The sequence below is a fragment of the Streptococcus sp. 2_1_36FAA genome (assembly GCF_000161955.2).
GTDB lineage: Bacteria > Bacillota > Bacilli > Lactobacillales > Streptococcaceae > Streptococcus > Streptococcus gordonii.
Genome location: NZ_KI391976.1, coordinates 65,002 through 88,665 on the forward strand (window position 1 = coordinate 65,002; position 23,664 = coordinate 88,665).

The 23,664-nt window shown below is 39.4% G+C and carries 26 protein-coding genes; 5 read left to right on the top strand and 21 right to left on the bottom strand.

What is annotated here, in order from left to right:
* Positions 1-8: 8 nt before the first annotated feature.
* From trmB to HMPREF0847_RS08205, 4 genes are read right to left on the bottom strand one after another with little or no spacing between them, the layout of a single operon-like run.
* Positions 9-644, bottom strand: a complete 636-nt coding sequence (gene trmB / locus HMPREF0847_RS08190) for a tRNA (guanosine(46)-N7)-methyltransferase TrmB (RefSeq protein ID WP_008808545.1) — start codon at positions 642-644, stop codon at positions 9-11.
* Entirely contained in the window at positions 641-1,435 is a 795-nt protein-coding gene (gene ccrZ / locus HMPREF0847_RS08195; protein ID WP_008808544.1) for a cell cycle regulator CcrZ, read from the bottom strand. Before ccrZ ends, trmB begins: the two co-directional genes overlap by 4 nt.
* A 40-nt stretch (positions 1,436-1,475) precedes the next feature.
* Positions 1,476-2,531, bottom strand: coding sequence for an ABC transporter permease (locus tag HMPREF0847_RS08200; protein WP_008808543.1), 1,056 nt, complete (start codon positions 2,529-2,531; stop codon positions 1,476-1,478).
* Complete coding sequence (locus tag HMPREF0847_RS08205) at positions 2,528-3,259, bottom strand: ABC transporter ATP-binding protein (protein WP_008808542.1); 732 nt, start codon at positions 3,257-3,259, stop codon at positions 2,528-2,530. Before HMPREF0847_RS08205 ends, HMPREF0847_RS08200 begins: the two co-directional genes overlap by 4 nt.
* 138 nt (positions 3,260-3,397) lie before the next feature.
* On the opposite strand from HMPREF0847_RS08205, the gene HMPREF0847_RS08210 reads away from it, so the two are divergent.
* Positions 3,398-3,814, top strand: coding sequence for an HIT family protein (locus HMPREF0847_RS08210; protein ID WP_020992775.1), 417 nt, complete (start codon positions 3,398-3,400; stop codon positions 3,812-3,814).
* 10 nt (positions 3,815-3,824) lie between these two features.
* Positions 3,825-4,127 (top strand): hypothetical protein, encoded by a 303-nt coding sequence (locus tag HMPREF0847_RS08215; protein ID WP_008808540.1) that lies wholly within the window; start codon positions 3,825-3,827, stop codon positions 4,125-4,127.
* 49 nt (positions 4,128-4,176) lie between these two features.
* Here the strand turns inward: HMPREF0847_RS08215 and lytR are convergent, their stop codons facing one another.
* The 5 genes from lytR to HMPREF0847_RS08240 form a co-directional block, all read right to left on the bottom strand.
* Entirely contained in the window at positions 4,177-5,391 is a 1,215-nt protein-coding gene (gene lytR / locus HMPREF0847_RS08220; protein WP_037622565.1) for a glycopolymer--peptidoglycan transferase LytR, read from the bottom strand.
* Positions 5,392-5,397: 6 nt separating this feature from the next.
* On the bottom strand, positions 5,398-5,922 hold the full coding sequence (locus HMPREF0847_RS08225; protein ID WP_008808538.1) for a GNAT family N-acetyltransferase: 525 nt from the start codon (positions 5,920-5,922) through the stop codon (positions 5,398-5,400).
* Positions 5,922-6,368 (bottom strand): tRNA (adenosine(37)-N6)-threonylcarbamoyltransferase complex ATPase subunit type 1 TsaE, encoded by a 447-nt coding sequence (gene tsaE / locus HMPREF0847_RS08230; RefSeq protein WP_008808537.1) that lies wholly within the window; start codon positions 6,366-6,368, stop codon positions 5,922-5,924. The genes HMPREF0847_RS08225 and tsaE overlap by 1 nt, the downstream gene beginning before the upstream one ends.
* 82 nt (positions 6,369-6,450) lie before the next feature.
* Positions 6,451-7,875, bottom strand: a complete 1,425-nt coding sequence (locus HMPREF0847_RS08235; RefSeq protein ID WP_008808536.1) for an NCS2 family permease — start codon at positions 7,873-7,875, stop codon at positions 6,451-6,453.
* A gap of 105 nt (positions 7,876-7,980) precedes the next feature.
* A complete protein-coding gene (locus tag HMPREF0847_RS08240) occupies positions 7,981-8,583 on the bottom strand; it encodes a DUF1361 domain-containing protein (protein ID WP_008808535.1) in 603 nt (200 codons plus the stop codon).
* 160 nt (positions 8,584-8,743) lie between these two features.
* Here HMPREF0847_RS08240 and HMPREF0847_RS08245 point away from each other — a divergent pair, with 160 nt between their 5' ends.
* Positions 8,744-9,556 (top strand): Cof-type HAD-IIB family hydrolase, encoded by an 813-nt coding sequence (locus HMPREF0847_RS08245; RefSeq protein ID WP_008808534.1) that lies wholly within the window; start codon positions 8,744-8,746, stop codon positions 9,554-9,556.
* Between the two features lie 149 nt (positions 9,557-9,705).
* On the opposite strand, the gene ilvA is transcribed toward HMPREF0847_RS08245, so the two are convergent.
* From ilvA to HMPREF0847_RS08280, 7 genes are all read right to left on the bottom strand, one after another.
* The gene (gene ilvA / locus HMPREF0847_RS08250) at positions 9,706-10,956 is read right to left on the bottom strand and encodes a threonine ammonia-lyase IlvA (protein WP_008808532.1); all 1,251 of its coding nucleotides are present in this window, start codon (positions 10,954-10,956) and stop codon (positions 9,706-9,708) included.
* A 186-nt stretch (positions 10,957-11,142) separates the two neighbouring features.
* Positions 11,143-12,165, bottom strand: coding sequence for a ketol-acid reductoisomerase (gene ilvC, locus HMPREF0847_RS08255; protein WP_008808531.1), 1,023 nt, complete (start codon positions 12,163-12,165; stop codon positions 11,143-11,145).
* A gap of 91 nt (positions 12,166-12,256) precedes the next feature.
* Positions 12,257-12,733, bottom strand: coding sequence for an acetolactate synthase small subunit (gene ilvN, locus HMPREF0847_RS08260; protein WP_008808530.1), 477 nt, complete (start codon positions 12,731-12,733; stop codon positions 12,257-12,259).
* Positions 12,726-14,441, bottom strand: coding sequence for an acetolactate synthase large subunit (locus tag HMPREF0847_RS08265; RefSeq protein ID WP_392391711.1), 1,716 nt, complete (start codon positions 14,439-14,441; stop codon positions 12,726-12,728). Before HMPREF0847_RS08265 ends, ilvN begins: the two co-directional genes overlap by 8 nt.
* Positions 14,442-14,906: 465 nt before the next feature.
* A complete protein-coding gene (locus HMPREF0847_RS08270) occupies positions 14,907-15,593 on the bottom strand; it encodes a Bax inhibitor-1/YccA family protein (protein ID WP_008808528.1) in 687 nt (228 codons plus the stop codon).
* A 17-nt stretch (positions 15,594-15,610) separates the two neighbouring features.
* On the bottom strand, positions 15,611-16,102 hold the full coding sequence (locus tag HMPREF0847_RS08275; protein WP_008808527.1) for an HD domain-containing protein: 492 nt from the start codon (positions 16,100-16,102) through the stop codon (positions 15,611-15,613).
* Positions 16,103-16,146: 44 nt separating this feature from the next.
* Positions 16,147-16,887: a TrmH family RNA methyltransferase gene (locus HMPREF0847_RS08280; RefSeq protein WP_008808526.1), complete on the bottom strand. Its 741-nt coding sequence runs from the start codon at positions 16,885-16,887 to the stop codon at positions 16,147-16,149.
* A 68-nt stretch (positions 16,888-16,955) separates the two neighbouring features.
* Here HMPREF0847_RS08280 and HMPREF0847_RS08285 point away from each other — a divergent pair, with 68 nt between their 5' ends.
* Positions 16,956-17,234, top strand: coding sequence for an acylphosphatase (locus HMPREF0847_RS08285; RefSeq protein ID WP_008808525.1), 279 nt, complete (start codon positions 16,956-16,958; stop codon positions 17,232-17,234).
* A 76-nt stretch (positions 17,235-17,310) separates the two neighbouring features.
* Positions 17,311-18,243 carry a membrane protein insertase YidC gene (gene yidC / locus HMPREF0847_RS08290; protein WP_008808524.1) on the top strand — a complete coding sequence of 311 codons (933 nt, stop codon included), beginning with the start codon at positions 17,311-17,313 and terminating at the stop codon, positions 18,241-18,243.
* A 653-nt stretch (positions 18,244-18,896) separates the two neighbouring features.
* Here yidC and greA read toward each other — a convergent pair.
* From greA to murC, 5 genes are all read right to left on the bottom strand, one after another.
* The gene (greA, locus tag HMPREF0847_RS08300; protein WP_008808523.1) at positions 18,897-19,379 is read right to left on the bottom strand and encodes a transcription elongation factor GreA; all 483 of its coding nucleotides are present in this window, start codon (positions 19,377-19,379) and stop codon (positions 18,897-18,899) included.
* 97 nt (positions 19,380-19,476) lie between these two features.
* A complete protein-coding gene (gene mltG / locus HMPREF0847_RS08305; RefSeq protein ID WP_037622567.1) occupies positions 19,477-21,120 on the bottom strand; it encodes an endolytic transglycosylase MltG in 1,644 nt (547 codons plus the stop codon).
* A 63-nt stretch (positions 21,121-21,183) separates the two neighbouring features.
* The gene (locus HMPREF0847_RS08310; RefSeq protein WP_008808521.1) at positions 21,184-21,684 is read right to left on the bottom strand and encodes a GNAT family N-acetyltransferase; all 501 of its coding nucleotides are present in this window, start codon (positions 21,682-21,684) and stop codon (positions 21,184-21,186) included.
* 3 nt (positions 21,685-21,687) lie between these two features.
* Entirely contained in the window at positions 21,688-22,197 is a 510-nt protein-coding gene (locus tag HMPREF0847_RS08315) for a GNAT family N-acetyltransferase (RefSeq protein WP_008808520.1), read from the bottom strand.
* 12 nt (positions 22,198-22,209) lie between these two features.
* Entirely contained in the window at positions 22,210-23,541 is a 1,332-nt protein-coding gene (gene murC, locus HMPREF0847_RS08320; protein ID WP_008808519.1) for a UDP-N-acetylmuramate--L-alanine ligase, read from the bottom strand.
* Positions 23,542-23,664 lie beyond the last annotated feature (123 nt).

A 23,664-nucleotide genomic window follows, 5' to 3' on the forward strand; every position in this document is an offset into this window, starting at 1 on the left:
ATTTTTTATTAAAATACTGCTTCTACTCGGTAAATAACCTGCCCTTTGCTAGAAAATTTTTGTTCATACTCTGTCAGAACATTTCCTTCAAAGTCGCTCGTATGTAAGTCAAGCCAGACCCCTTTCAGCTTCATACCATACTGAGAAAAGCTAACCAGGCTGTACTCAAACAAACCACGATTGTCTGTCTTAAAATGGACTTCTCCTTTTTCAGGTAAAATCTGCTTAAAGGTGTCTAGAAAAGACTTATAGGTTAAGCGTCGTTTCTCATGGCGTTTTTTGGGCCAAGGATCAGAAAAATTCAAATAAAGTCGCTCAATTTCCCCGTCAGCAAAATAATTGGTCAAATCAGAACCATCCACCCAGAGCAATTTGATATTAGGGACATCGGTTGCCAAGACCTTGTCAAGAGCGTAGCTGAGAACTGATTTTTGGATATCAATTCCGATATAATTGATATTTGGGTTGGCCTTGGCCATACCAGTAATAAAGGCCCCTTTACCACTTCCAACTTCAATATGAATCGGGTGATCATTACCAAAAAGCTCCTGCCATTTTCCTTTAGCATCAGCTGGATTTAAGACGACATATTGGGGATTGGCTTCTAGAAGCTCTGTAGCCCCCTTGCGATTTCTTACTCTCATGATTCCTTTCTGTATTTGGCCCGGAAATTGCGCAAGGCATAAATTTCACGGTTCACATTTTCTAAATCGTTATTCTCATAATACTTTGCGACTTGGCAAAGGTAGCTATACTGGCTGTACCAGTAGAGCTTCTCTAAGACCTTTTCATTGTATTTATAGCCATAATAAATCAGCCATTCTTCCCAACGTGCTTCTGGAATATAGTGACTGAGCAAATGCGCTACGTCGAACATTCTATCTGTTAAGCGGACAGAGTCCCAATCAACGAGGTATATCAATCCACTCCTTGTTTCTACCCAGTTACTATGACGCACATCCCCGTGCACAATAGTTGCATAATCTTCTCGGAAGGCAGGCAAGTTTTTACGTAAGTCTGCAATGATGGACTGTAAATACTGGTTGCTCTTCAAGGCCATAGGCACTTTTTCTACCCAGTTATCTAAGAGATCATTAGGATGTTCTAAAGCGTAACCTAGTTTTGTCAACTGAGTCATCAGTGGCCGTGACCGGTGCAGTCGGATTAAAATATCAAAAATTTGCTTTCTTTCCAAACCATCTGGTCCTAAAATTTCACCAGACAGCCATTCTTGTGCAGTCATCACATTGCCATCAGGAAGACGGCGGCTCCATAGAAGTTGCGGAGCAATTTGTTCCTTAGCAAGCCCTGCCAAAATTGGAGTCGTATTCATCTTCACAAATACACGCTCTCCATCAGGATAACTGCCCATATAAGCCTTCCCGCTCTTACCATTTATAGGCGTTAGGGTCAGTTCATTATCGTTCAAGTCCATTCTTACCCTCCATCAAAGTTTCCAATCTATTTTACTAGTTTTAAGCCCTTTCGTCAACCAATCCTTTAAGCTTATAAGGCAGATAAACTGCGTAAAGTATCAGGTATACAAGAAGGATAAAAAGGACCATTATTTTTTCTTTAAAAAATAGCAGAGCTACCAATAATTCTACGAGCAATACGACTGCTCCAATGCTAGTGATAACTCGTTTAGCTCCTTTTACCTTTGCACTTTCCTCTAGAGGGAAGAGTTTGATTAAATATTGATAATCATAAGCATCATACAAGGCTAGAAGCTGAAAGAGCAAGAGGTACTGAAAAAGACCGACAAAGATTGTTGCAATCATGCTTTGAGGTAGAAAAATAATAATCAGCAAAGATAAAATCAGCAAACGTAGACTAAGAGCAAAAAAGTCCCCATTTCTCAAATAAGAACGCAAGAAGAGATTGTCCCAAACTTTCTCTTGGTTCTTGGATAGGCGGTTGGTCAAGAAATCTAAATAAGCTCGTCTTTTTACGCTACTTGATATGCCCTTAACATTCGTAAAAAGAGCAAAAAATTGCAAAATTCGCTGTTTACGTCTCTCTTCGTAAGCAATTAAAGACTTCCAATCAAGCCCTTCCTGCAAATAGAATTTCCGACTTTTCCATTGAAATACCAGAGCTTTCAAAGCAAATAGGAACAAACAATATAAAGTAAAGCCCCATATAGGCACACCTAAAGCTAGAAATAGAGGAGCCAACAGAAGCAAAGCCAAGGTTTGCAAAATTCCCCAAAGAATAAAAGAATTTCTCGTTTGTTTTCCGACATAGACACGGACTTCTTCTTCCTTAGCCAAAAGAAAGAGGCTATCTGGCTTTTCAAGATAGGTAGCAATCCTGCCCATAAAAACCAAGCCCAGTGAAAGGAGGACTAAGGCTAGCCAGATAGGCAAATGATTCTTAGGAAAATTTCGAAGCAGCTGGCTGTATTGAACCGCTGTAAAACCCAAGAAAACCATTAAAAATAGAACAAAGTGGTCATTCAAAACATAGCGCAGATATTTTACACACTGGTTCCGAAAATCCAGTCTGCGCTTAGCAAATACTTCTCTCATAGGGCAGCCTCTTCTGTCAAAGCTAGGTAGATTTCATTGAGACTTGCTTCTGGCAATGAAAATTCTTCTCTCAACTGTGCTAAATTTCCTTTAGCCCGTACCTGACCCTTGTGCAAGATAACAAAAGAATCACACATTTTCTCTGCCGAATCAAGCACATGAGTACTCATCAGGATAGACTTCCCTTTAGCCTTTTCTTCTGCCAAGAGCTCAATCAAATCGGAGATGGCCAGAGGATCCAATCCTAAAAAGGGTTCATCCACAATAAACAAACTAGGGTCAATCACAAAGGCACAGATGATCATAACCTTCTGCTTCATTCCCTTTGAGAAATTAACCGGAAACCAATCTAACTTGTCTTTAAGACGAAAAATCTGAAGCAATTTTTCCACTCGATCTATTGCTGTTTGCGAGTCAATGTCATAGGCCATAGCAACCGTCTCGATATGTTCCTTCAAGGTTAATTCTTCGTAGAGACTCGGTGTTTCAGGGATAAAACCAATCTTTTTGCGATAGGCTGTCCTGTCTGACTTCAGACTCAAACCATCTATCAAAATCTCCCCTTGATAAGGCGTCAATAGGCCGATTATTTCATTGATGGTTGTTGATTTTCCAGCTCCGTTTAGACCAATCAGTCCGACAAGCTGACCGTCTCCAACTTCAAAACTGACATCTTTCAAAACAGGAATATTGACATAGCCACCTGTAAGCCCTTTTATTTCTAACATTTTTTCTCCAATTTCTGGTATAATATCTGTATTGTGGGTACTGCTCTTGAGCCAACAAGACGTCTCCTTTTTAAGACGATAAGCTCAGTATTGCAGTCTCCTCTATTATATCAAAATCTAGCCAAAGAGGTGCATTTTATGACAGATTGTATTTTTTGTAAAATTATTGCAGGAGACATCCCTGCGGCTAAAATCTATGAAGACGAAGCCGTTCTAGCCTTTCTTGATATTTCACAAGTAACGCCTGGTCACACACTTGTTGTCCCAAAGCAACACTTTCGTAACCTTCTGGAGATGGACGGAAGCAGCTCTAGCCAACTCTTCGAACGTGTGCCTCAAATCGCCCGTAAAGTTATGAAGGCAACTGGTGCAGCAGGCATGAATATCATTAATAATAACGAAGAAATTGCTGGCCAAACTGTTTTTCATACCCATGTTCATTTAGCGCCACGCTATGATGAAAATGACGATTTAAAACTAACCTTTGTTGCTCATGAACCTGACTTTTCTGAACTAAGTCGCTTGGCAGCAGAAATTTCTCAAGCTATAGATTAGGAGGCTTATAATGAAATTATCTAACCTCTTTCTCTTTACCGGAGCAGCCGTCACTAGTTACTTACTGGTAAAAAATCGCGAAAGCATTACAGACGAAATCAGTGATACTGGCCAACTATTACACAAAGCACAAGACAGCCTATCTGAAATCCAAGCTAACTTAAGTTACCTAAGAGAGCAAAAAAGCACACTGGAAGATATAAGCAAAGACCTCCAATATAAGATCAATGTTTTTAACCAAGAAGCGCAAGCAAGATTTGCTGAAATTCAAGATATTTGGGAATCTTCTCCTATCAAACAAAAAAATAATTAGATTTAAAAAGAGTCAAGTTTTCAAATGCTGAAAGCTTGACTCTTTGTTATTATTGCGCTTCTGTTCCAGTCGCAGTAGATTGTTCCTGGGTCGTAGGCGTTGCTGTTGCCGTCTGATCCACTGAACTAGGTGATGTAATTGTATTCCCCTGACTAGTACTAGCCGGAGTTGAATAAGAGTAAGTATTGTTTGAATAAGTCGTTTCTGTGTCCGTCGCATCCGATAAGGACGAAGAATAGCTAGCAGAAGAACTTGTTGAAATTCCACCACTTCCATCTATTTCATCATACAAGACTGCATTGGTCTCTAATTTTGACAAAGTACTTAATCCAAGTGACTTACGCAAGATATTTTGCATTTCTAACAAGTGGTCCCGTGTCACGATTTGGTAACTTCCACCATCAGCTAGAGTCGCATCTTCGCCTCGTAATTGCTGGCTATCAATTCGTCTGAAAGCATCCTTGTAGCCCAAAAGCTGAGGTATACTTCCAGATGTCAATTCAATATTGGTTTGCATATTTGAACTAACTGCCTTCAAAATGGCCTGGTAGTGACTCACACTATTTAGGCTGAGAACCTTCTCAACAACCTTTTTGATAACTTCACGTTGGCGTTTTTGACGACCATAGTCTCCTTCTGGATCTTGATAGCGCATCCGAGCGTACACCAAGGCTTGGTCCCCATTAATCTTTTGAACTCCCGGCTCAATCTTAGCTGTGTATTCTGGTTCGTTTTCTTCGATGGAAATAGGAAAATCAAAGGTATTATTAACTGTAATGCCCCCGACAGCATCCACCAATTGAACAAGGCCCTTCATATTAATCAAAACATAGCGATCAATATGAATATTCATCATCTCCTGGATAGTGGAAATAGCCAACTTAGCCCCACCTGAAGCATAGGCTGAGTTTAATTTTGCCTCAACTGTTTCACCATCTTTATCCTTGAACTTGGTAAGAATATCTCTTTCCAAACTCATCATAACTGTCTTCTTAGTTGTTGGATTGACAGACAGTAGAATCATACTATCACTATTTCCAGCCCATGTATCTTCACGAGAGCCACTACCTGTATCCACTCCCATCAGGAGAATCGTCATAGGTTTCGTAGCAGAGATAACATCTGTTTCTCCTCCCAGACTCTTATAGGTCTTCTTCGAGAGTTCCCCAGTAGCTTGATCATAAATAGTCCAGGCATAGGCCCCCACTCCCATGACTGTCACCAGCAATAAACTTAAAAACATTAATAAGGTCTTTTTAAACATATATTTTTAATCTATCAGTTTTCCCATGAGGTAAACATCTAGAAATTTCCCTTCGTTTAGATAGGCTCCACGTTTTTGTAAGCCTTCAATCTCAAAGCCTAAACTTTGATAGAGATGCACTGCTCGTTCATTTCTTACTTGCACACTTAGAGCTAATTTGCGAATCACACCAGACTGGCTAGCCCAATCAATGGCTTCCTCCATGAGAATCCTACCCAAACCTTGGTTCCAGTATGATTTTCTTACAGCAATGAACAGTTCGCCAATATGGCAAACACGCGCATGACGATCAGCAGTAATATTGATTAGTCCGGCCAAATTTTCATCTAGGAAAGCCAGAATTGAAATTCGATTCTCCAAGGAAGCCTGTAAGTCTAAAAATTCAGCCATTTGCTGCACACTCATCATGACTCCCTCCTCATCCAAAGTCGTATAATCAGACTCTTGACCAATCTGGCTGAGAAAGTCAATCAGAAGTTCCGCATCACTAGCTTCAGCTTCCCTCAGTAGCAAATCATATTCTCTTGGCATTAACGGATTTCGCTTTCTATCTTTTGCAAGAGATCCTTTGAAGCTTGTCCAACAGCCTCGAATAAAATCCGCCTTCCGTCTTCTTCTTTGACAAGCTGAATCTTCAGGTAATCTTGTGGCAAACTATCTTCCAAAAGCTCTCCCCACTCGATAACAGTAACCCCATCACCATAGAGGAAGTCATCTAGGTCAATTGAATCTGGATCTTCTCCAATCCGGTAAACATCCAGATGATAGAGTGGCAACCGCCCTTCGTACTCTCGAACAATGGTATAGGTAGGACTCTTGATCATTTGCCTAATATCCAAGCCTTGAGCAATCCCCTTGGTCAGGGTTGTTTTACCAGCCCCCAAATCACCTGACAAAATCAGCACATCACGCGCTTGCAACAATCGCCCTATTTTTTGACCAATAGCAATCAGCTCATTTTCATTATGACTAAACATAAGTCTTATTATACCAGAAAAAATTTTTTCATGCATAAAATCACAACATAAAAAAGAAGCTGGATAAATCCAACTTCTCTGATTATTTTGCCAAAGCTAGACTGACGAAGTTTAAAATGAAGAGAGCATCTAAAATCCAAATCATAGTATGAACTTCTTTGGCCTGTCCCTTTACTGTCTTAACCAGAGCGTACATGATAAAACCAGCTGCGATACCATGAGTAATACTGTAGCTGAATCCCATGAATATTGAAGTGAAGAAAGCAGGGATTGCTTCAGTCAAATCATCCCATTCGATGTTTTTCAAACTTCCCAGCATCATAATCCCAACAACAATCAAGATCGGAGCTGTCGCAACAGTTGGAACGATTGCCAAGAGAGGACTAAAGAAGCTAGATATAGCAAAACAGATTGCTACGACTAGAGCTGTTAGACCTGTCCGTCCACCTGCTCCAATACCTGCTGCTGACTCTACATAAGTAGTAACATTTGATGTTCCTGCAATTGCACCGATAGAAGTCCCAATCAAGTCTGAATACAAAGCCTTATCCAATCTCTCAGATTCATGGTTTTCTCCAGAACTTGCCACAATCCCAACTTTTTCTCCTGTACCGATTAAGGTACCGATTGTATCAAAAATGTCTGTCAAGGAGAAGGCCAAAATAGCCATAAATGTCTGAGGTAAACGAGCCGTATCAGTAAAGAGAGCTCCTAAACCTTTTGGACCAACAGCTACACCAAAAATTTCTCCTAACTCTTTAAAGGCTGTGTCAATATTATTTTGACTTAAGTCAATAAAGGACAGGTTTACTAGACCAACAGAAATTGCAACAACAGTTGTAGCAAAGATGGATAGAATAACTCCGCCCTTAATTCCTTTTACTACAAAAAAGACAGTAATCGCTAAACCTACCAAGGCAACTAAAACAGCAGGATCATTAAAAGCAACTAGGCCTGGCGTAGCAGATGAGTTAGCAGTAATAGCCGATTGAGCTTTCTCGACACTTTCGCCAGCAACTGTATAGGTCCCTGGGTCAATAGAAAACTTCAATAAGCCTGCATTTTTAATCCCTACATAAGCTAAGAAAACACCAATACCAGCTGAAATTGCAGCTCTTAAGGATCCTGGAATAGACTCAATAATGGTCTTCCGAATCTTGGTCAAGGTAATAATCAAAGAAATGATTCCACAGATGAAGACCATTCCCAAGGCTTCCTGCCAAGTATAGCCTAAACTAAAGACAACTGTAAAGGTGAAAAAGGCATTCAGCCCCATCCCAGGTGCTTGTGCGTAGGGCAGATTAGCATAAAAGGCCATCATCAAGGTACCAGCCACAGCACCAATAATTGTTGCTAAAAATACTCCTTGTGCTGGCATACCAGTTTGAGATAGCATTGCTGGATTGACAAAGAGAATATAACTCATCGCAAAGAATGTTGTTAAGCCAGCGAGAATTTCTGTACGAACGGTCGTACCATTCTCCTTTAATTTAAAAAGCTTGTCCAATTCATAACTCCCATCTATAGACAAAGATTTTAGTTCGTTTTAAACGAACAACGAATCCATTATAACAAAAAAACATTCATCTTTTCAAGACAAATGTTTATATTTTTATTGTTTTTTATCATCTCTTGCCATAAAAACCAAACTCATGAATTGAATAAATGTAAATCCCAGTATAAAAAACAAGCGTTCCCTTTGAAAAGTAGCTAATAACTTCTCAACTACTTGACTGGGATTATTAATTAAATCCCACGTATTTAAGCGGTCATAACGACCGATATAGATTGCTAAACTAGAGATAAAAGAGAGGCCACCTGTTACGAGTAAGTCCAGCCACCAAGTTAATCTCAAACGCTCTCTAATAATGATCCAACTTTCAATTCCACAGTATACACCAAACAAGATGCTTGGAACAAAAGCCATAAACAAATGCAAACTAGTCTTATTCCATAAGGTATCTCCAACCCAATGCATATGAACAATATCAGTTATCATATAAAAAGTATTGGGATAAAAGACCAGCCAAAGGATGAAAAATACGGGAAATAACCAAGCCCGTTTAAAATAACGAGTCAAAATAGCAAAATCATAAGCAATCAAAGCCAGCATCATGTTCCAGACTAAGTCAGGACCTGACTTAGTTATTCCTTCCATGTATACTAACAAGGAAATCAATAGAAAAAATAAATGAATCATGAAAATTTTACGCATACAAGAAAACTCCTTACTTAGAAATAAAAAATCCAACCAGATGTAATTGTTCATTACAACCATCTGCCTCGACCATTGGAAATTCATTATAACACAAATCACTACCATTAAACTTAAAATCTGCTATAATAGGAACTATCATACATGAAGAGGATTTAACATGGCGCATAAAATTATTGCTGTAGACCTAGATGGTACTTTGCTTAATTCGCAAAGTCAATTGTCAGATTTTACTAAAGAGACCATAAAAAAAGTAGCTCAAAAAGGACATAAGGTGATCATTACAACCGGCCGCCCATACCGTATGGCTCATCAATACTATGAAGAATTAGGACTGGATACTCCTATGATTAACTTCAATGGCTCTCTAACACATCTACCAGGTAAGAAATGGAAATTTGAAAAATCTTTGACAGTCGATAAATCATATCTGATTGATATGGTTGCTCGAGAAGAAGAAATTGAAGCAGACTTTATTGCCGGTGAGTACCGCAATAAATTTTATATTACCAACACTAACGAAGAAATTGCCAATCCTCAATTATTCGGCGTAAATGCTTTTGTTCCCGAGAATCAGTTTAACCCTCAGCTCGTTACTAAGAATCCTAGTGTCATTCTCTTGCAGACACGAGCAGAAGATAAATATGCTCTAGCTGATCAAATGAGTTCATTTTATCAACACGAGCTTACCATCAATACCTGGGGTGGACCACTCAACATTCTTGAATGTACTCCCAAAGGAGTCCACAAGGCCTTTGCCTTGAAGTATCTTTTAAACATCATGAATGCTGATCGTAAAGATTTGATTGCTTTTGGTGACGAACACAATGACACTGAAATGCTAGAGTTCGCTGGTACTGGTTATGCTATGAAAAATGCTAATACTAGTCTTCTGCCTTTTGCTGATCAACAACTGGGGTTAACAAACGATCAGGACGGTGTAGCCCATGAACTAATGAGATTGTTCCTTTAAGCACCTAACCTATAAATAAAAATCAACACCACAAGACAGAGATTTTGTGGTGTTTTTCAATGTTCAAAAAACTTAGAAGAACAAAAAAGATCTGGCCTTGTATGCAACAAAACCAAACCTTCCTTTCCTAATCGTAATCAAAGACTCAATCAGACCAAGAGGTTATACAAACTCTCATTACCATGAAGATTAATGTATCCAGGGTCGAACTCTGATAAGCGTGAAAGCAAAGCTTCATAATCATTCTTATCGCCCAGAGCAATACCGATTAAAACCGGACCTGTTCCCTTGTTGGCACGTTTTATATATTCAAAACGCGTGATATCATCATTGACACCTAAAATGTTATTCACAAATTCTCGAAGAGCTCCTGGGCGTTGCGGGAAATTAACCACAAAATAGTGCTTAATCCCGTCATAAATAAGAGCACGTTCTTCCATTTCCTGCATCCGGTTGATATCATTGTTTCCCCCTGAAATAATGCAGACAACGTTTTTTCCTTTGATTTCTTCTTTCATTACCTCTAACGCTGCAATGGAAGCTGCACCTGCTGGCTCAGCAATGATCCCCTGTTTTGAATACATATCAATCAAGGTCTCTGAAATCAGGCCTTCATCCACACCAACCAGTTTATCAACATATTTACGAGCTACTTCATAAGTTGATTGCCCAACCTTTTGGACAGCAATTCCGTCCGCGAATTTGTCAATTTCCTCTAACTTAACTGGCTCTCCGTGATCAAAGGCGGCTTGCATACTCTGAGCACCCGAAGCCTCAACTCCAATCACTTCCATTCCAGGTTCAACATACTTAATATAAGTTGAAACTCCTGAAATCAGACCTCCCCCACCAACTGGAACGAAGATCTGATCAAAATCAACACCTTCTTCTTGGGCTTGTTCATGGATTTCGTAAGCCACCGTTCCTTGACCGGCCTGAACATTTAGATCATCAAAAGGATCAATGAAGGTTAGTTTTTCTGATTTGGTGAATTCTTGTGCGGCCTTAGCAGAGGCATCAAACGTATCTCCTACCAACTTAATGGTTACATAATCGCCACCAAAAAATCGCACTTGTCCAATCTTTTGCTGGGGTGTCGTAACAGGCATAAATATAGTCGCCGGAATTTTCATCTCATGGCAAGTAAAAGCTACTCCCTGCGCGTGATTTCCCGCCGAAGCACAGACCACTCCTCTTTTTTTGTCCTCTTCAGATAGCTGGTGAATGGCGTAATACGCACCACGAATCTTAAAGGAGCGTACCTTTTGCATATTTTCGCGTTTCAGATAAACAGTCGCCCCATATTTTTCAGATAAATAACGGTCAAAGTCCAGTGGAGTCCGTTCAACTACATTTTTTAATACTTGATGGGCTTTAAAAATATCTCTAGCTGCAAGCATACAATTCCCTTCTTTATGTATTATCCTTGTAAGCGTGGAAATCAATTAACCACACCAAAGCCAATCCCAGCTGTTACCATTTTTTTAACAAGGAATCTGGCATCATTAAATACAGCAAGTTTTCATTTGATAAGAAAGGAGGCAGGAAATTCATTTCTCTGCCCCATCTGTTTCTTTCTTTACCGATTAGTTGTAGATTTTAAATGCGTCGTCGTCATTTTTACCAACAAATGGCATTGCTTTACGCAATTCAGCACCTACTTTTTCGATTTCAAGGTTGGCTGCTTGTTCACGGTAAGCAGTGAGTTTTGGACGGCCAGCCTTGTAGTCATTTACAAAGTCATTTGCAAATTTACCATTTTGAATGTCTGCCAAAACAGCCTTCATGTTTTCTTTGACTTGCTCAGTAATTACACGTGGGCCTGATACGTAATCACCGTATTCAGCAGTATTTGAAATTGATTGGCGCATTTTTTTGAATCCACCCTCGTAGATCAAGTCAACGATCAATTTCATTTCATGAAGAACTTCAAAGTAAGCCAATTCAGGAGCGTAACCTGCTTCTGTCAAGACTTCAAAACCTGCTTCGATAAGGGCAGTCAAACCACCACAAAGAACAGCTTGTTCACCAAAGAGATCTTCTTCAGTTTCTTCTTTGTAAGTTGTTTCAAGCAAACCAACACGAGCTGCACCAACACCTTTACACCAGTCCATAGCAATGTTTTTCGCATTTCCTGTTGCATCTTGGTAGACTGCATAAAGAGCTGGAACACCAAATCCTTCTTCAAAAGTACGACGAACCAAGTGACCAGGACCTTTAGGGGCACACATAAAGACATCTACATCAGCAGGAACTTTGATAAATTCAAAATGGATATTGAAACCATGGGCAAATCCAACTGCATTACCAGCTTCCAAGTTTGGAGCGATTTCTGCTTCGTAGAGTTCTTGTTGAATTTCATCTGGCGCCAAAATCATGATGACATCAGCCAACTTAGCTGCCTCTGCTACTGTGTAAGTATCAAAGCCATCTTCTTTAGCCTTATCGAATGACTTACCAGGGCGAACACCGATAATCACATCATGGCCTGTATCACGCAGATTTTGTGCATGAGCATGACCTTGTGAACCATAGCCGATTACGGCAATTTTCTTACCGTCAAGCGCTGCTACTTTTACATCTTTTTCGTATTCCATTTGAACTGCCATAGTTTTTCTCTCTTTTCTATTTTTTTATTGCCTTAAAGGCTGGTTTAACAAATTTAAGCTGGATTTTTTACTCAATGAAAATCTAAGAGTATTAGTCGCGGGTAAATCCAGTTGCACCCGTACGAGCGATATTTTTGATACCATATGGTCGAATCACTCGCAATAAAGCTTCACTCTTTTCAGCATTTCCAGTCATCTGAATGGTAATTGAGTTTGGAGCCACATCCACTACCGTTGCACGGAAAGGTTGGATAATGGCCAGGATCTCTGCACGCTTCTCAGCTGGAGCTGAAACCTTAACCAGAATCACTTCACGCTCTAAGTGAGGACGATCTGTGATATCTCGAACTCGAATCACATCAATTTGACGATTGAGCTGCTTGATAATCTGCTCTACTTCTGCTAATGAAGTCACATCAATGATGATGGTGATACGTGATACTTCAGGATTCTCCGTCGTTCCGACTGATATACTCTCAATATTAACCTGACGTCTGGATAGAACACCAGTGAAGCGATTTAGAACACCCGAACGGTTTTGGAGTTTAGCGGTCAACATTCTACGCATGGAACTTCACCCCCAACATCTCATGATTGCTCTTACCAGCTGGTACCATTGGCAAAACGTGCTCCTTACGAGAAATGTCCACCTCGATAAACATTGGTATATCTTCCTTCAGCACTTCCAAATCCTGAGCAATAGTCTCTGGATTGTCAAATTTATAAGATTTAACACCATAGGCCTGAGCCATGAGCTGGAAATCTGGCAAAGTATCAAAGACTGACTCAGAGGTACGACCATCATAGAAAGCTTCCTGCCACTGGCGCACCATTCCTAGTGAATGATTGTTTAGCATGATAACTTTAATCGGAATCTTATAGATATTGAGAATAGCCATCTCTTGGTTTGTCATCTGATAGCCACCATCACCGACAAAAAGGATAACTTCCTTTTCTGGATTAGCAATCTTAGCTCCAATAGCAGCAGGGACTCCGAATCCCATGGTCCCCAAGCCACCAGATGTAACTAATTGACGCTCATTCTGATAAGGATAATATTGAGCTGCCCACATTTGGTGTTGCCCTACGTCTGTTACAACAATGGCATCCCCATTCGTCAACTCACCGATGCGTTCAATTACCGCCTGAGGCTGAACTACGCGCTCCTTCTTATCATAAGACCGGACACGATTCTTATCCTTCGTAACTTTTTCAATCCACTTTTCAGTATTATTATGAACTGTTGGTTCTGCTAGAAGCATCTGTAAAGCTTTTTTAGCATCGCCCACTACAGGAATATCTGCACTGATAATCTTACCGATCTCAGCAGGATCAATATCGATATGAGCAACCTTGGCATTCTTAGCAAAAGTCTTGGGATTTCCTGTCAAGCGGTCATCAAAACGACAACCGATGCTAATCATAAAGTCTGTTTCTGTCATGGCAATGTTAGCTGCAAAGGAACCGTGCATACCTCCCATCCCAAGAAAAAGTGGGTGGCTCGTTGCAATAGTCCCTTGACCCAAAAGACTGGTCACAACAGGGATTTGATAGCGTTCTGCAAATTCATTTAATTCTTTAGAAGCTTCTGCGTAACTGATACCCCCACCTGCCAACAAAACTGGTTTCTTGGCTTTAGATAGTTGTTTCAAGATTTTCTTGATCTGCATATCATTCGGAACAAGCGTTGGTTGGTAACTTGGTAAATTCACCTCTGGTGAATAGATGAAGTCTGTCTCTAAAGCTGATACATCCTTGGGCAAGTCAATGACGACTGGACCAGGACGACCAGTTGTTGCAATATGAACAGCTTCAGTGATAATTCGTGGAATATCAGCCGTCTCACGTACCTGGTAATTGTATTTGGTAATTGGCATCGTAATACCAACAATATCCGCCTCCTGAAAGGCATCCTTCCCAATCCCTGCTCGAGCAACTTGTCCTGTAAAGACTAAAAGAGGAACGCTATCGCTCATAGCATCTGCAATCCCTGTAATAGCATTTGTTGCTCCAGGTCCACTAGTGACAATGGCGACACCCAACTTTCCAGTTGATTTGGCATAACCTTCAGCTTCATGCAAGCAACCTTGCTCATGGCGACCTAGAATATGACGAATGCCTTTAAAATTATAAATCGCATCATACAAAGGCAAGACTGCACCACCAGGATAACCAAAAACTGTGTCTATACCAAGTTCTAACAAGGTTTCTAAAACCAGTTCAGAACCATTTTTTGGTTCTTTTAATTTGATTTGCTTCACAAGTTCCTCCCTCATAGATAAATTCCGAATTGTCAAAAAATTCTAACTTCTGCTACCAATAATAACATTTTTCCCCAATAAATCAAGAAAAAAGTAGCTATTCTTTTTATTTTTAATAAAGCACAGAAGCAAGTCTCACATCCTAAAAGTCTTTATAGATATATCTCTCAAGCTCTTAGTCCTATCTTGACATCACTTTTTTCAAAAACGTATACTTTATGTTACCATTTTTCACCATAATGTCAAGGAATTTTCAGAAAATTTAGTATTTTGGGACAGATTGTTTTTTCACAAACTTTGATTTTCCCCTAGTTAAGAAATTCTAAGACCAGTAGACTCCTTCCCCTACACAAAAAAGAGTCAGGACTAAAAACTAGTCCTAACTCTGTTATTCATATAGCAATGAGAAAGATCTCTTCTCATACAGTATGGAATTCTCTACTGGCAATCTCAAGCAAGGAGAAATCCATTTTTCATTAATTAGTCGTTTCGACCAAATAAACGAAGAAGGCTGAGGAAGAGGTTAATAAAATCAAGATAAAGACTCAAAGCAAGGGATACTGCCCAGCCATTTTCAACTTGACCATTTGACCGTTCATATACGTAACGAATCTTTTGATTATCCCATGCAATCAAACCTGAGAAGATGATAACACCTGCGATACTAATCAAGAAGTCAAAACTTCCATTTCTTAAGAAGATATTCACAACACTAGCAATAATCAAACCAAACAAGGCAGCTCTCAATGCTCGTCCCATTCCAGAAAGATCTTTCTTAGTCACCTTCCCAATAAAGGCCATCGCAAAGAACATAGCTGATGCCGTTACAAATGCAGATAAGACAGATGATTGAGTATAAAGGGCAAGAACAATACTCAAGGTAAAGCCATTTAATGCAGAATAAACTAGAAAGAGTGGTAAAGCTGCAGGGCTATTTTTAACTGCCATACCAGAAGCCGCAAAGACTAAAATAAGTTCAGCAGCAATAGCCACATAGAATATCCAAGTAGAGCCCATCAATACAGAAACAATAACTGACTGAAACATACTCAACATCAGTGCCGACACTATCGCTGAAATTCCAAGTCCGACTCCAACAAGAGAATAAATTTTTGCATAAAAAGTATTGATGCCACTTGCATCCTGAATGATTGTACGATTGTTCATAACATCTCGTCTCCTTTTTAATTCTTTAACATCTTACGATGAAATAACTTTCGATTACGAATCTTTTGTCTCCACGGAGAGGTTGCTTCTTTGATTGCCCAGTATTTATCAACAAGAGTTACAATATAAGCTTCCTTGTAACGCGGTGGCGCAATTGTTAAGCCCCACATATGCTTAATGATAATATCCTCTTCGACTTTATTCAATTTGGTTAGCTTCCGAGCATTTCGAACCGCCAAACGGGGATGAACCCAAGCATGGCTTTTCTTAAATTTAGTCACCCGCCAATCATAATAGAACAAATCATGAAGAAGAGCACCTCTAGCTGTACTGCGCTTATTCCAGCCCAATTTTTTCGCAATCTTATAACTAGTATAACTTACATTGATAGAATGTTCAAGCCGATTGGAATACAAATGATGTGGAATGCCCTTCAAGCGCTGGACGCTGGGCTTCTCAATCAAATGTCCCACGTGGGCCATAAACTCATCATCATTTTGATAAGGCATAGAATCACCTCCATTTGCCTTTATTATAACCTAATTCCTAAATTTTAGCTTAAATAAAAGATTAAAATTCCAGCTGCTACCGCCACATTTAAACTTTCAGCCTTCCCCTTCATAGGTATATGAACCAACTGATCAGCTGCAGCTTCTATCATAGAGCTAATCCCCTGTCCTTCATTGCCCATCACCAAGATAAAGTTTTTGCTCCCCTTTAATTTTTGGTAATCGATTGAATCATCAGAAAGGGTAGAAGCAAGAATAGGAAGATCTGATTTTTTTGCCAAGTCAATCAAGTTAGCTGTTGCTAAGCGATAGATTGGAAGATGAAAATGACTCCCCTGCATGGACCGTAAGGTCTTCAGATTGTACAAATCTGCCGAATGTTCAGAGATAAAAATCCCATCAAAACCTGCTGCATCTGCTGTCCGAATAATCGTCCCTAGATTCCCTGGATCCTGAACATCTTCTAGAAAAAGATATTTCCCTGACAGTTTCTCTGGCAAGACTTCTTGTTGGAGCCTAACCTCGGCAACAATTCCTTGCGGGGTCTTACTATCAGCTAAATCCCTCAGTAAGTCAGGGCTCAACCAATTTACTTGTTCACATCCAGACAGGCGATCTGCATATTCTGGCAAAGCAAAAATAGAGATAACTTCAGCCCCACTCGAAAGAGCCTCTTCAAACAAATGCCAACCTTCTATCAAATAGGAATCTGTTCTGTATTTCTTTTGATGGAGTTTTTTAGCTTTTTTTACCACATTATTAGCTTTAGAGGTTATAATATTCATAAGAATAGTATAACATAAATTTTAAGAATAAAACTCATGCTCAAGTCGGATATAAAAAGGAGGCTGACATGCAAAAAGTTAAAATGATTGCTCAAGGACGGGTCCAAGGAGTTGGTTTTCGCTGGGGAGTCTATTCCCTTGCTTTAGAAATCGGTGGCATTACAGGGCGTGTATGGAATAATGAGGATGGGACTGTCAGTATTCTTGCCCAGGCAGACAGCCCCGCTTCTATGGCTAAGTTTATTCAAGAAATCCGAAAAGGTCCCACACCATTTTCTAAGGTAAGTTATCTGGATGTAACAATGGCCAATTTTGATTCTTTCTCAGATTTCAAAATTTCAAATTAGGTCTAGGGAACTATTGTATATTTAAGAAAAAAACAGTAGAATAGAAAGGTATCATTTAAAAAAGGAATATAGAATCGTGAAAACATTTAAACGTTTATTATTTTCAGGAATGGGCTTAACCCTTCTTCTGATTCTCTCTGGCTGTGTCCAGACCAATAAACAAGGTCAACCAACAGGTCAAGGCTTTGTTTATCAATTCTTGGTTGCTCCTATGAGCCAAGTCATCAAATACTTTGCCAGTGATTTAGGCTTGGGCTTTGGTCTTGCTATCATTTTGGTAACAGTTATCGTCCGCTTGATCATTTTGCCACTTGGACTTTATCAATCTTGGAATGCAACCTATCAGTCCGAAAAGAGAAATTATTTAAGTCCAATTTTCACTCCTATCAATGAGCGCATGAAGAATGCGGAAACTCAGGAAGAGAAATTAGCAGCCCAACAAGCTTTAATGGCCGCTCAAAAAGAAAATGGCATCAGCATGTTAGGTGGTGTTGGATGTTTACCTCTCTTAATCCAAATGCCTTTCTTCTCAGCTCTCTTTTATGCAGCTCGCTACACTAAGGGAATTGCTGAAAGTTCATTCTTGGGAATCAATCTTGGTCAACAAAGTATGATTCTTATTGTTGTCGTCGGAGTTCTTTACTATATTCAATCACTTCTATCACTCGTTGGACTAGATGAAGAACAAAAAGAACAAATGAAGAAAATGATCTATGTGAGCCCGCTCATGATTGTCATCTTCTCCCTCACTGCGCCAGCTGGAGTTACTCTTTACTGGGTAGTCGGTGGTTTTGTTCAAATCTTGCAACAGTTCATCATTAACTTCTTTATCCGCCCTTATATGAAGAAACGGGTAGCAGAGGAGTACGAAAAGAACCCACCTAAAACCATGTCAGCCAATGCTTATTTGAAAGACGTTACACCAAAAGCAAACCAGGCTATTGATAACCGCCCTAACAATAACAAAAAGAAAAAGAATCGTAACGCTGGCAAACAACGTTCAAGATAAAGAAAAACCTTTCCGTTAGTAGCGGAAAGGTTTTTCTTTACACAAGTCCCTGACTGGATGGCATTGTCTATAGATACCCCAAAATGGTAAGTAATTTCCTTTTTTAAGCGAGAGAACTATTAAGAAATTTGTCGATTCAACTAGCGACCACTAAGAATTGACCAAAACAAAAAAGAAGTGGGGTTAGCGTCTTTTTACCCTAATACTTGAAAATACGATACCTAGATTTCTTCCAATAGCATAAAGCCCCTTTACAACAAGTTCTTCTCTTTATTGATTGTATTTGATTAAGACAAGCACACCGGAAGCAAGTACCGTTAATAGACTAAGGGCATTTAACTTTAAGGGACTAATTTTATAAAAGCAGGATAACAGCAAAAGAACTCCATTACTAAGGATTAGTAATCGATAAAATTCTCCCTGTATTTGTTGCCACTTTTTTAGCGAAGAAAAAGCAATAGGAAAACGCAGTCCTATCGCTGCATTTCGACTTGGAAAGTATCTATTGAGGATCCATAAAATCAGTGAGAACAAGAAGACAAGCTTGACTAGCATCAGCATCCCTTTCGTTTAATCTTTTTTCACGAACATTATACTCCTTTTACGTGAAAGTTCAAGACGAAAAAAAACGAGCAGAAGCTCATTTTTTAGAGTTATTTAGTTTTTTCAACCTTAAGAATTTTAACATCGTAGCTTCCAACTGGCGTTTCAACAGTTGCGATGTCCCCTTTTTTCTTACCAATCAAAGCTTGGCCAATAGGACTTTCATTTGAAACCTTACCGGCAAAGGCATCTGCACCAGCTGAACCTACAATGATATAAACCTCTTTTTCAGTTTCACCGACTTCTTGAATCGTTACAGTCTTACCGATTCCTACTTCATCTTTAGCAACTGCATCGCTATCTACAATTTCTGCATAGCGAATCTTAGTTTCTAAACTTGAAATTTGACCTTCTACAAAGGCTTGCTCATCTTTAGCTGCTTCGTACTCACTGTTTTCAGACAAGTCACCGTATGAGCGAGCAATTTTTATTCTCTCTACTACCTCAGGTCGACGGACTAATTTCAATTCTTCTAGTTCTTTTTCTAGTTTTTCCTTTTCCGCAAGGGTCATTGGATATGTTTTTTCTGCCATTTTTATTTTTATCTCGTTTCTATAAAATCTTTAAAATAAAATTGAGGGTGGACACAACAAACTAATAAGCCTTAGAGTTCTGTCCCACTCCCAATTTTTAATTTGAACTGCTTGATTGTGTTAATTTGCTATTGACATGCTCTTCAACATTTTTTGCATGCTCTTCATAAGTTGTCGCGAAGTAGACTGTTCCAGTCTCAGTATTGGCAACAAAGTAAAGGTAATCTGTCTTGTTTGGATTAACAGTTGCTTCAATCGCTGAAAGACTTGGACTATCTACAGGTCCTGGCATCAAACCTGGATTTTTATAAACATTAAATGCTGAATCAATATTAGTATCAATCGCCGCATCTTCTGCTAAGGTTGTTTTTTTGCCAAGTTTACCTTCCGCATAAAGAATCGCAATATTACTTTGAAGTGGCATACCTTGGTTCAACCGGTTATAGAAGACACTTGCAATATTCTTACGGTCTTCATCCGTTGAGCCTTCTTTTTCAACTAAGGAAGCCAAGGTCAGAACATCATTCACTGTTAAATTTTTACTTTCTAACACTTCGTAATAGGTGCTCAACTTGCTATCCATAGTTGCCAGCATTTGATCAATCAGAGTTTCTGCTGTTGTGTCACTCGTGTAATTATAGGTTGCTGGGAAGAGATAGCCTTCCAAACGGTATTTGACCCCACTATCCTTGGTCGGAAGTCCGCTCAATAATTTAGGATATTTGGCCACCATTTTGCTAATAAAGCTTTCATCCTGCACTTTGGATAGAAAATCCTTCGCACTAATGGATACCTTTTTATTACCACTTTTCTCAACCGCTTCAGCTATTTGATTCAAAGTATATCCTTCTGGGACAACTACCTTGCCAAGAGTTGGTGGCTGAGGAGTATCAGTCCCACCTTTTTGCAAAGCTTTCGCAATGGTGTCTAGATCCATACTCTTTTGAAGATTATAGTAGCCAGATTGGAAGTTAGCATAGCTCTTAAACTTACTGTAGTAATTGAAGACTTGACCGCTCTTAATCAGTCCTTTCTTCTCCAAAATCGAACCAATTTCCTTAGCACTTGATCCGGCAGGAATCTCAAGAGTTACATATTCAGTATCATTAGCATTGACTGGCTTCAAGGCGGAATCAATATAGCTGTATACAAAGACACCTGTCACTGCCAAAGTAACCAATAAGAGGGCAATAATCGTCCATACAATTTTTTTAGCTACATTGTTTTGACGTTTTTTCTTATTAGCTTGTCTTTCTTTTGCAGAACGAGACAAGGTTTCCTTAGATGTCAGATCATCTCTTCTATATGTCGCAGTCTTCGCCAATGGCTCTTCTTTTGACACGTTTGGTTCCTTTGATTGGTTTTTATAGGAAACCTTCACTGGAACTTTAACGGATTCAGGCTCATCCAAATAACTTTCTGATTTTTGCGAAACCGTTGTCTCAGCTTGACTTTCACTTGCTGAATCAGTTGATAGAGAATCTTTTCCTAGAACCTCAGCTAGGGAAGAATCCCCCTTCTGCAGTAGTTCAGATAGAGAAGGATCCTCTTTGGTTCTTTCTTCCGCTAATGCTTTATCTACTTGTTCAGATAGAGAAGGACCTTCTTCCTGGGAAGATACTTCATTTTTTTGAGAATTAGCAAACTCTTTTAAAATCTGCTCTTTAAAGCTCAATTTTTTTTCGTTATCTTGTGAATTTTCAGTCAAAAATTTGACCTCCTTCTTCATAATCCTTAACATTATATCTTAAAACTTTGATAAATGCAATAAGATAAGGCTTCCTTTCATAATATATTAAATTAATTAGTCCTTAGAAGGAACTTCCCAGACCATATCATACCAAACTTCATCAGCATAAGTTGACTTAGATAGTCCATGATTCCTAAAGCCATGCCTTTCATAATAGGCCGTTAAATAATCATGACAGGTCAGATTGATACCATCACGTCCATTTGAAATGGCGATTTCTTTCATTGCTTCCAGAAGCCTACGACCAACCCCCATGCTCTGAGCTTCTTTGGAAACCGAAAGACTGGTTATTGAAATATACCCCCCTGCTTGATGGCTGAAATCTTCAATCTCCATTGTAAAGGAGATATCCAAGAGGTATCGTTCCGGTCTCACTGGACCTTCAAGAAAGCCTAAAATCTGATTATCTTTCTCAGCAACAAGGAAAGTTTCGGGTAAAAGTTCGATGTGCCTAGCCAACAATTCCTGACTCATAGCCTCTTCAGGACTAAAATTTTCACATTCAATCTTGTAAATGGCAGGTAAATCAGTTAAATCGGCAAGTCTTATCTTCATGATTTACTCCTTAAAATAGGGATTCTCCCAAATCATCTCAATGTGTGGTTCGTCTCCATAAGTAGTCTCAAAAATTCCTGAATCAGAAAAACCATTCATTACAAAATAGGAAAGCAAATGATCCTTACAAGCCAGATAGATTCCTTGGTTTTGAAGATCAACTACTACTTCCTTCATAGCCGCAAGCAAGAGAGTACCAACTCCCTGACCCTTAAAATCTGGATTAATCGAAAGTCTCTGAAGAAATATGAAGTTAGATTTGTCTAAATTTCTCATTCCCTTTACTAGGCAATCTGCTGACTGGTGATGTGAAGAAACCGCTGACCCAATGATGTAGCCAGCGATTTCTCCATTCAAATCAGCGATTAAAAAAGTATTTGGAATCTTTTCAATTTGTTCTTTTAGTTTCTCAGGGCTAGTAGCTTCTTCTCCCAAGAAATTGGCTTGCTCAATCCGAACTATTTCCTCCAAATCAAGCAACTTGACTTGTCGAATTCGCATTGGTGATTCCATGACGACTCCTTCTTATTGAACATTGCTAGTCAAATTAGACAAGAGACGTTCAAATGAATATTCATAGGTCTGGATATCTCCAGCTCCCATAAAGACATAGACAGCATTGTCATGGTCTAAAAGTGGAGATACATTATCTACACTTACAACTTGGACACGTTTAACAATTTTTTCAGCTAGGTCTTCGACTTTGACATCTCCATGATCCACCTCACGAGCTGAGCCGTAGATCTGAGCTAAATAAACGGCATCCGCCTGATTCAAGGCATCAGCAAATTCATCCAAAAGGGCAATAGTGCGAGTGAAGGTGTGCGGTTGGAAGATTGCCACGATTTCCTTGCTTGGATATTTCTGACGAGCTGCATCTAAGGTCGCAATAATTTCAGTTGGGTGATGAGCAAAATCATCAATAATGACAGTGCCATTAACAACCTTTTCAGTAAAGCGACGTTTTACACCAGCAAATGTTTTCAGGTGTTCTCTGACTAAGTCCAAGTCAAAACCTGATACATACAAGAGTCCAATGACAGCTGTCGCATTCATAATATTATGACGTCCGAAAGTCGGGATGTGGAATTCACCTAACTCTTGACCACGGTAAGAAACTTTAAAAGTAGAGCCCGTTGTTGAACGTAGCAAATCATGGGCAACAAAATCGTTTTCCTTTTCAAAGCCATAATAATAGATTGGTGCTTCTGACGTGATACGACGTAATTGCTCGTCCTCTCCATAAATGAAAAGCCCCTTAGTAATTTGCTTGGCATAATCATTAAAAGCATTAAAGACATCTTCTAGACTAGTAAAGTAGTCAGGATGGTCAAAGTCAATATTCGTAATAATAGAGTATTCTGGATGGTAAGGCATGAAGTGGCGCTCATACTCATCAGACTCAAAAACAAAGTACTTAGCACCTGCTGAACCGCGACCTGTTCCATCTCCGATCAAATAACTCGTGTCGGTAATGTTGGATAAGACATGAGAGAGAATTCCTGTTGTAGAAGTCTTCCCATGGGCTCCGGCCACACCAAAACTGACAAAATCACGCATAAAGCTACCCAAAAATTCATGGTAACGTTTATAGCTAATTCCGTGTTCATTTGCATAGGCAATCTCTACATTATTATCTGGACGAAAGGCATTTCCAGCAATGATTTCATAATCAGCCTGAATATTCTTTGGATCAAAAGGCAGAATTTTTATCCCTGCCTGCTCCAGTCCTCTTTGAGTGAAATAATATTTATCCACATCACTCCCCTGAACCTTGTGGCCCATTTGGTGCAACATCAAAGCCAAGGCACTCATACCTGAGCCCTTAATTCCGATAAAATGATAGATTTTTGTCATGAGTATGATTCTTTCCTTTCCTGTTGAGGGAGTCCTACCCCCAAACTTCGAATAATTCGAATGCCTCTTAAAGGCAAAACGAAGAAACTAGAAAGCATATGCTCTAGTTAAAAATTTAGCTAG

Excerpts from the sequence above, each read along its gene's own strand:
- HMPREF0847_RS08225 (WP_008808538.1), bottom strand. The coding sequence starts at position 5,922 with ATGCCAAGAGAATATGATTTGCTACTGAGGGAAGCTGAAGCTAGTGAT.
- HMPREF0847_RS08315 (WP_008808520.1), bottom strand. The coding sequence starts at position 22,197 with ATGGAATCACCAATGCGAATTCGACAAGTCAAGTTGCTTGATTTGGAG.
- HMPREF0847_RS08245 (WP_008808534.1), top strand. The coding sequence starts at position 8,744 with ATGGCGCATAAAATTATTGCTGTAGACCTAGATGGTACTTTGCTTAAT.
- lytR (WP_037622565.1), bottom strand. The coding sequence starts at position 5,391 with ATGTTTAAAAAGACCTTATTAATGTTTTTAAGTTTATTGCTGGTGACA.
- HMPREF0847_RS08270 (WP_008808528.1), bottom strand. The coding sequence starts at position 15,593 with ATGAACAATCGTACAATCATTCAGGATGCAAGTGGCATCAATACTTTT.
- mltG (WP_037622567.1), bottom strand. The coding sequence starts at position 21,120 with ATGTTAAGGATTATGAAGAAGGAGGTCAAATTTTTGACTGAAAATTCA.
- ilvN (WP_008808530.1), bottom strand. The coding sequence starts at position 12,733 with ATGCGTAGAATGTTGACCGCTAAACTCCAAAACCGTTCGGGTGTTCTA.
- ilvA (WP_008808532.1), bottom strand. The coding sequence starts at position 10,956 with ATGCTTGCAGCTAGAGATATTTTTAAAGCCCATCAAGTATTAAAAAAT.
- HMPREF0847_RS08275 (WP_008808527.1), bottom strand. The coding sequence starts at position 16,102 with ATGCCTTATCAAAATGATGATGAGTTTATGGCCCACGTGGGACATTTG.
- ilvC (WP_008808531.1), bottom strand. The coding sequence starts at position 12,165 with ATGGCAGTTCAAATGGAATACGAAAAAGATGTAAAAGTAGCAGCGCTT.
- HMPREF0847_RS08200 (WP_008808543.1), bottom strand. The coding sequence starts at position 2,531 with ATGAGAGAAGTATTTGCTAAGCGCAGACTGGATTTTCGGAACCAGTGT.
- tsaE (WP_008808537.1), bottom strand. The coding sequence starts at position 6,368 with ATGTTTAGTCATAATGAAAATGAGCTGATTGCTATTGGTCAAAAAATA.
- HMPREF0847_RS08215 (WP_008808540.1), top strand. The coding sequence starts at position 3,825 with ATGAAATTATCTAACCTCTTTCTCTTTACCGGAGCAGCCGTCACTAGT.
- HMPREF0847_RS08285 (WP_008808525.1), top strand. The coding sequence starts at position 16,956 with ATGCAAAAAGTTAAAATGATTGCTCAAGGACGGGTCCAAGGAGTTGGT.
- murC (WP_008808519.1), bottom strand. The coding sequence starts at position 23,541 with ATGACAAAAATCTATCATTTTATCGGAATTAAGGGCTCAGGTATGAGT.
- ccrZ (WP_008808544.1), bottom strand. The coding sequence starts at position 1,435 with ATGGACTTGAACGATAATGAACTGACCCTAACGCCTATAAATGGTAAG.
- HMPREF0847_RS08265 (WP_392391711.1), bottom strand. The coding sequence starts at position 14,441 with ATGAGGGAGGAACTTGTGAAGCAAATCAAATTAAAAGAACCAAAAAAT.
- HMPREF0847_RS08205 (WP_008808542.1), bottom strand. The coding sequence starts at position 3,259 with ATGTTAGAAATAAAAGGGCTTACAGGTGGCTATGTCAATATTCCTGTT.
- HMPREF0847_RS08240 (WP_008808535.1), bottom strand. The coding sequence starts at position 8,583 with ATGCGTAAAATTTTCATGATTCATTTATTTTTTCTATTGATTTCCTTG.
- HMPREF0847_RS08280 (WP_008808526.1), bottom strand. The coding sequence starts at position 16,887 with ATGAATATTATAACCTCTAAAGCTAATAATGTGGTAAAAAAAGCTAAA.
- trmB (WP_008808545.1), bottom strand. The coding sequence starts at position 644 with ATGAGAGTAAGAAATCGCAAGGGGGCTACAGAGCTTCTAGAAGCCAAT.
- greA (WP_008808523.1), bottom strand. The coding sequence starts at position 19,379 with ATGGCAGAAAAAACATATCCAATGACCCTTGCGGAAAAGGAAAAACTA.
- HMPREF0847_RS08210 (WP_020992775.1), top strand. The coding sequence starts at position 3,398 with ATGACAGATTGTATTTTTTGTAAAATTATTGCAGGAGACATCCCTGCG.
- HMPREF0847_RS08310 (WP_008808521.1), bottom strand. The coding sequence starts at position 21,684 with ATGAAGATAAGACTTGCCGATTTAACTGATTTACCTGCCATTTACAAG.